The organism is Photobacterium sp. OFAV2-7 (genome assembly GCF_022347985.1).
In the GTDB taxonomy this organism is placed as follows: domain Bacteria; phylum Pseudomonadota; class Gammaproteobacteria; order Enterobacterales; family Vibrionaceae; genus Photobacterium.
In genome coordinates this window covers 1-6,798 of sequence record NZ_JAKRFQ010000201.1, presented here as the reverse complement: position 1 = coordinate 6,798, position 6,798 = coordinate 1, and the positions used below count along the sequence as shown (strand labels likewise).

At 48.4% G+C, this 6,798-nt stretch carries 8 protein-coding genes; 4 read left to right on the top strand and 4 right to left on the bottom strand.

The window, feature by feature from the left end; all coding sequences use genetic code 11:
• Positions 1–1,542 (top strand): long-chain-fatty-acid--CoA ligase FadD (fadD, locus tag MHN01_RS12150; protein ID WP_239411590.1); only part of this gene is annotated, 1,542 nt, incomplete at its 5' end.
• A gap of 95 nt (positions 1,543–1,637) precedes the next feature.
• Positions 1,638–2,759 carry a ribonuclease D gene (gene rnd, locus MHN01_RS12145; protein ID WP_239411589.1) on the top strand — a complete coding sequence of 374 codons (1,122 nt, stop codon included), beginning with the start codon at positions 1,638–1,640 and terminating at the stop codon, positions 2,757–2,759.
• A 46-nt stretch (positions 2,760–2,805) separates the two neighbouring features.
• On the opposite strand, the gene minE is transcribed toward rnd, so the two are convergent.
• Genes minE through minC form a run of 3 tightly spaced genes read right to left on the bottom strand, consistent with a single transcriptional unit; the run spans position 2,806 to position 4,572 of the window.
• Entirely contained in the window at positions 2,806–3,069 is a 264-nt protein-coding gene (gene minE, locus MHN01_RS12140; RefSeq protein WP_075768326.1) for a cell division topological specificity factor MinE, read from the bottom strand.
• A 6-nt stretch (positions 3,070–3,075) separates the two neighbouring features.
• Complete coding sequence (gene minD / locus MHN01_RS12135; protein WP_239411588.1) at positions 3,076–3,888, bottom strand: septum site-determining protein MinD; 813 nt, start codon at positions 3,886–3,888, stop codon at positions 3,076–3,078.
• 21 nt (positions 3,889–3,909) lie between these two features.
• A complete protein-coding gene (minC, locus tag MHN01_RS12130; protein ID WP_239411592.1) occupies positions 3,910–4,572 on the bottom strand; it encodes a septum site-determining protein MinC in 663 nt (220 codons plus the stop codon).
• Between the two features lie 223 nt (positions 4,573–4,795).
• Between minC and MHN01_RS12125 the strand changes: the two genes are divergently transcribed.
• Positions 4,796–5,083, top strand: a complete 288-nt coding sequence (locus MHN01_RS12125; protein ID WP_239411591.1) for a YcgL domain-containing protein — start codon at positions 4,796–4,798, stop codon at positions 5,081–5,083.
• A gap of 2 nt (positions 5,084–5,085) precedes the next feature.
• The gene (locus MHN01_RS12120; RefSeq protein WP_239411587.1) at positions 5,086–6,057 is read left to right on the top strand and encodes a lytic transglycosylase domain-containing protein; all 972 of its coding nucleotides are present in this window, start codon (positions 5,086–5,088) and stop codon (positions 6,055–6,057) included.
• Positions 6,058–6,271: 214 nt separating this feature from the next.
• Here MHN01_RS12120 and MHN01_RS12115 read toward each other — a convergent pair whose 3' ends face one another.
• Positions 6,272–6,670, bottom strand: coding sequence for an H-NS family nucleoid-associated regulatory protein (locus MHN01_RS12115; RefSeq protein ID WP_075768330.1), 399 nt, complete (start codon positions 6,668–6,670; stop codon positions 6,272–6,274).
• Positions 6,671–6,798 lie beyond the last annotated feature (128 nt).

Sequence of the window (6,798 nt, the reverse complement as noted above, 5' to 3'; positions counted from 1 at the left end):
ATGACCTTCCGTAAGCTGGAAGAGCGCAGCCGTGCTTTTGCTGCATATTTGCAAAATGAGCTCAAGCTGAAAAAGGGCGACCGTGTTGCAGTGATGATGCCGAACCTGCTGCAGTATCCGATCGCCTTGTTTGGAATTTTGCGTGCCGGTTGTGTGGTGGTTAATGTTAACCCGCTTTATACCCCGCGAGAACTTGAGCATCAGCTAAACGATTCCGGCGCCAAAGCGATTGTTATTGTTTCGAACTTTGCACACACTCTAGAAAATGTGGTGAAAAACACCGGCGTCCAGCACGTTGTCCTGACAAGGCTGGGCGATCAGCTCTCACGGCCGAAAGGTACGCTGGTTAACTTTGTCGTCAAGTACATTAAGAAGATGGTGCCGAAGTACCACCTTCCTCACGCTACCTCCATGCGATCGGCGCTGAGCAAAGGCCGTCGGATGCAGTACGTAAAGCCGTTCATGTCCGGCGACGATACCGCCTTCCTGCAGTATACCGGTGGGACAACCGGTGTCGCCAAAGGGGCGATACTGAGTCACCGCAATATGCTGGCCAATGTTATGCAGGCTAAAGGTGCCTACGGGCCGGTATTGACCGAGGGGCGCGAGCTGATTGTTACGGCATTGCCGCTTTATCATGTCTTTGCACTGACGGTAAACTGTCTGCTGTTTATTGAAATGGGCGGCCGAAATCTACTGATCACCAACCCGCGTGACATTCCGACTTTTGTCAAAGAGCTTCAGCGCTACCCGTTTACGGCGATCACCGGGGTGAATACGCTGTTTAATGCGCTTGTGAATAACGAAGATTTCCACGAACTTGACTTTAGCAACCTGCGCCTGTCGGTGGGCGGTGGCATGGCCGTACAGCGAGCCGTGGCTGACAAGTGGAAGCAGATGACCGGCAATTACTTGCTGGAAGGGTACGGTTTGACGGAATGCTCTCCGTTAGTGGCTGCTTACCCGTATGATCTGGTTGATTACAATGGATCAATAGGCTTGCCGGTACCGTCTACTGATGTGCGGATGGTAGATGATGAAGGCAATGTGCTGGGTAATGATCAAACTGGTGAGCTACAGGTGCGTGGTCCTCAGGTGATGCAGGGTTACTGGCAGCGTCCGGAGGCGACTAAGGAAGTACTGACGGACGATGGCTGGTTATCCACCGGTGATATCGTTCGCTTTGATGAAGACGGCTTCTTGCATATTGTTGATCGCAAGAAAGACATGATTCTGGTGTCGGGTTTTAACGTTTACCCCAATGAAATTGAAGATGTTGTTGCCCTGAACAGCAAGGTGCTGGAAGTGGCCGCGATTGGTCTGCCGCATGAAGTCTCCGGCGAAGTGGTGAAGATTTGCGTGGTCAAGCGGGATCCGAATCTGACCCGCGATGAGCTTCTGATGCACTGCCGCGAGCACCTGACCGGGTATAAAGTGCCGAAGGTTGTCGAGTTCCGTGACGAGCTGCCGAAAACCAATGTCGGTAAAATCTTGCGCCGAGCTTTGCGTGAAGAATCGGATAAGCAGCCGCAAGAAGCATAAGCTGTCAATTCAGGTTACAATGAGATTAATTCGAGTGCCGGCTATAACGCCGGCACTTTCTTTCGGTTAGTCATAACTGATAAAAAAGGTTTGCTGTGAATTTTGAAATCATAACAACAACTGAGCGGTTGGAAATTGTCTGCGAGCATGCCCGCACCAAGGCGGCAGTCATGCTTGATACGGAATTTGTCCGCACGCGTACCCTGTACCCCAAGCTCGGATTGATCCAGCTGTTTGACGGGGACAGTTTGGCTTTGATTGATCCGCTGGAAATTGACGATCTAGAGCCGCTATGGGCCCTGCTTCGCGATCAGTCAGTCACCAAGGTACTGCATGCCTGCGGCGAGGATCTGGAAGTATTTCAGCATTACGCCGGCTGCCTGCCGACACCAATGATCGATACCCAGGTGATGGCTGCGTTTCTCGGCTATGGCGTCTCTGCCGGTTTCGGAACCCTGGTTAATGACTTCCTGGGGATAGAGCTGGATAAAGGCGAAGCTCGCACTAACTGGCTGGCTCGTCCGCTATCGGCAAAACAGCTCGATTATGCCGCGGCAGATGTGTTTTATCTGCTGCCGCTGTACCAGAAGCTCTCGGCACAGGTTGAAGAGAAAGGATGGCAGGATGCATTGGTGCAGGAGTGTGCTGCACTTATGCTAAAGCGCATTAAGCCGGTTGACCCCGAGAAAGTGTATCTGGATATCAAGAATGCCTGGCAGCTTGAACCCAAGCAGCTGGCCGTGTTGCAGAAAGTGGCCAAGTGGCGTTTGCTGGAAGCCCGCAAGCGGGACTTAGCCCTGAACTTTATTGTCAAAGAGCTGCACTTGTGGAAGTTGGCGCGCTATAACATTCGCTCCAAGGCCGTTATGGCCAAAGAGGGCTTTGATAATATGGAGATTCAGCGCCATGCCAATCGCCTGATGAAAATGGTGCATGATGTTGATGATATGCCTCCTCAGCAGTACCCGGAAAAAATCGTTCGGCTTGTAGATCTGGCTGGCTACAAGCAGCTGGTGAAGCGGATAAAGGATGAAGTCGCAAAAGTTGAGAAGGAAACAGGCCTTGCCCCGGAGTTTCTGGCCTCCAAGAAGCAGGTTAACCAGCTGATTTCGTGGGCGTGGAAGAAGCAAAGGCCTGCCGATGATCGTCCCGATATGCTAAAGAACTGGCGAAAAGAGCTGTTTGAAGCGCGCGTGCTCCCTTTGTTGGACAGATAGAAAAAGCCCCGGTTGTAGTGACCGGGGCTTTTATTTTGAATGACGGTTATTTTTCTTCTTCCGGCAAGGTGACATTGAGCTCCAGAACAGAGAGATCTTCTTCTTTCTGATCCAGGTTGACACTGACTTGGTCCGGAGTGATCTCAACATATTTGCGGATCACCTCAAGAATGTCTTGTTTTAGCTGCGGCAGGTAGCTAGGCGTGCCTTGGTTGGCCGTACGCCTTTCGGCAACGATGATTTGTAGCCTTTCTTTGGCTACGCTCGCCGTTGTTGGTTTCTTGGGGCGGAAAAACTCTAGCAAAGCCATAGTGAATTAGCCTCCAAACAAGCGTTTAAGGAAGCCTTTTTTCTCTTCCTCTAAGAAACGGAACGGGCGTTCTTCACCCAGTAGACGGCCGACAGTATCTTCATAGGCCATACCGGCGTCGGATTCCTTGTCGAAAATAACAGGCTCACCCTTGTTGGAGGCATTCAGTACCGCCTGACTTTCAGGGATCACGCCCAACAGTGGAATGTGCAGTATCTCTTCGACATCACCAACACTGAGCATTTCACCCAATGTCACGCGAGCAGGGTTGTAGCGGGTCAGAAGCAGGTGCGTTTTCACCGGCTCCAGCGAGTTTTCCGCACGGCGCGACTTGGAATCGAGAATACCCAGGATACGGTCGGAATCTCGGACCGAAGAAACTTCCGGGTTCGTAGTGACAATCGCTTCATCGGCGAAATACAGCGCCATCAGCGCACCGGTTTCGATACCTGCCGGTGAGTCACAGATAATAAAGTCGAAGCCCATCTCATCCAGATCATTGAGTACACGCTCGACACCTTCACGGCTGAGGGCGTCCTTGTCACGTGTCTGGGAGGCTGGCAGCACGAAGAGGTTCTCGACGCGCTTGTCTTTGATCAGCGCCTGGTTGAGGTTGGCTTCACCGTTAATCACATTGACAAAGTCATATACGACACGACGCTCGCAACCCATGATCAGGTCAAGGTTACGCAGGCCGATATCGAAATCAATAACTGCAGTTTTTTTGCCGCTTAAGGCAAGGCCCGATGCGATAGCTGCACTGGAGGTTGTTTTACCAACGCCACCTTTCCCCGAGGTAACAACGATAATACGTGCCATCTATAAATTCCTTATCAAACGTTATAAAGCCAAATGCTCTATGTTTAAATTATTTTCAGCAAGTGAGATAACGACACCTTTACCCCAGAACTCAGCTTCAATTTTATCACTTAGCCAGTAGTTTCCGGCAATGGAAATCAGTTCAGATTGCAAATTTTGACAAAAAATACGCGCCTGTTGCTGGCCGCTGGCCCCGGCAATTGCCCGGCCGCGCATTGTACCGTAGATATGGATGCAGCCATCGGCAATAATTTCTGCACCGGCACTGACATGGTTCATGACTACCAGATCACAGTTTTTGGCATAGATTTGCTGGCCTGAGCGTACTGGCGTGCGAATAATCCTGGTTGGCTCCATGGCCGTTTCGGCCGCTTTAGTTTGTCGTGCAGCATTCATGATAGCAAACCCGGCGCGCTTTGCCTGACTTTGCAATTGAGTATCTTTACAGCCACTTATCCCTACAGGGATCATTCCTGCCTTTTGCACTTCCGATTTTAACTTACTGAAGTCGATGTTGTTGCCGGCTTGGCTAATGTCGATGACGACGGGTGCAGCGGCGAAGAAATTGGGCGCCTGACTGACTTTTTCTTTTAAGAAGTCCGTCGCCTTTTCGATGTCCCCATCAACAAGATGCAGGGCCGAGAGCGTGAAAGAGCTCCCTTTCAGTTCTGCTGGTTTTGTCATACTCATTTAATGACTGTCGCTTAATTAGCCGTTAAGGCTCGTTATCACATAGATACTTGCATGTTATATTCCCAAGGGTATATCAGCAAGCTATCCTTGCTTTAGCGTTGGAAATTCAGACCAGCGTCCCATCTGTGCCGTCTTAGACTGGCTATTCGAGGGAATGATTTCGCAAAATCGCGGTCTGAATGAGATGAAAGCTTTAACGAACAGGCTATTTTTAATGTTTTGTGCAATTTACAAAAGCCCTAAGAAAGAAAACACATATCTATATATCAATACTAAAGATGACTTCTCGGATGTTCCTGAGAGTCTGATGACAACCTTTGGTACCCCGCAGTTTGTGATGGTACTTAAGCTTGATAATGGACGTAAATTAGCACTGGCTGATGTGGAGAAGGTAAAAGAAGCTCTGGCGACAGTTGGTTATTACCTTCAGGTTCCACCGCCAGTTACGAATTTGCTTGAGAAATATAAGGCCGACAAAGTCGGAAAAGATGCAAAAGGGTAACTATGCGTAAGAGATTGATGTCGGCCCTGGTGGCCTTAGGTTTAGGGATCTCATCATCGGCCTTTGCGGCTGATGCAGGGTTTGACGAATATGTACTCGGGCTGAAAGCCGAAGCCCGGGAAAATGGAATTTCAGAGTCGATAATCAACTCTGCTTTTGACGGCATAGCATTTACTGAGCGTGCCGTTAAGGCTGATAAAAACCAGCCAGAAAAAAAGTTGACCTTAGATGAATATATCCCTCGGGCGGTCCCTGAATGGAAAGTTAAGCAAGCAAACCAGTTATATCGGAAGCACAAAACGGCATTGGATAAAATTGGTCGGCAGCTTGGCGTACAGCCAAGGTTTATTGTCGCCCTGTGGGGCGTAGAAAGTAATTTCGGTCGTCTGATGGGAAATTACAATGTGATTGAAGCACTCTCTACATTAGCTTATGAAGGGCGCCGAGAAGCTTTTTTCCGTGGCCAGGTGATGGCGGCGCTAGAAATTTTGGATGCCGGACATATCACTCCAGCTAAGATGAAAGGTTCTTGGGCGGGAGCGATGGGGCAGCCTCAGTTTATGCCGACGTCATTTTTAGCTTATGCGATCGATGGAAATAATGATGGTCGCATTGATATTTGGAACACGGAGGCAGATGTATTTGCCTCGGCAGCCAATTATCTGAGTAAGTCAGGCTGGGATGATAAATATACCTGGGGACGGCAGGTGAAAATACCGAATGGTATCGATGAGTCACTTCTGGGTATTGAAAAGGATAAAGGTCGCCCGCTGGCAGAATGGCAACAGCTAGGTGTTAGAAGATTAAATGGGCAGCCTTTACCCAGGGCTGATATTAAAGCTTGGCTTATTCAACCCGATGATAATCATGGCAGGGCATACTTGGTATACGGAAATTACCAGACATTGCTAAAGTGGAATCGGTCACATTATTTTGCGCTCGCTGTCAGCCACCTGGCTGATCAAATACGATAAGGTTGAAAAGAAAGCCAGACATTATGTCTGGCTTTTTTATCTCTGATAAAACACGCTGAGTTCTATCGTCAGAGTTATTTATTCACTGAATGGTATATACCTTCGAAGAGACGAGATAACCCTTTAAAGGGAGGCCTGACAGGCATGCCTGCGAAGGCCAGACACAAAAAAGCCTGGAATTATTCCAGGCTTTTGTTCAGCTTATATTCAGCAATTATTTGATTTCGAAATCTTCTAGAGATTTGCCTTCATCAAGTGCTTTTTTCAGTGCACTTGGTGTACGGCCTTGACCTGTCCAAGTCTTTTCTTCGCCGTTTTCATCAAGGAATTTATATTTAGCAGGACGAGCAGCACGTTTTGCTTTAGGAGCTTTGCTTAGTGTTGCCAGTAATTCTTCTGGGTCGATGCCGTCAGCTAGAAGCATTTCACGGTACTGAGCCAGTTTCTCGTTACGTTCATTTTCTTTTGCACGTTCTTCAGCTTCAGCTTCTTCACGTTCAGTAACGACAGTTTGTAGTTTCTCAAGAGCTTCTTGAAGTTGCTCTAGAGTATATTCACGAGAAAGAGCGCGAAGGCTACGTAGGTTTAACAGCGCTTTCATTGCATCAGACATTTTTAATTTCCTGTTGGCCTAAAACTATTTTAAATAATAATAGCAGTCACAAATCAATAATTGCAATAATAATACTTTTAATACCCTGATGCCAAATAAAATATCCACTCTCTATTTGAATTTTTTCT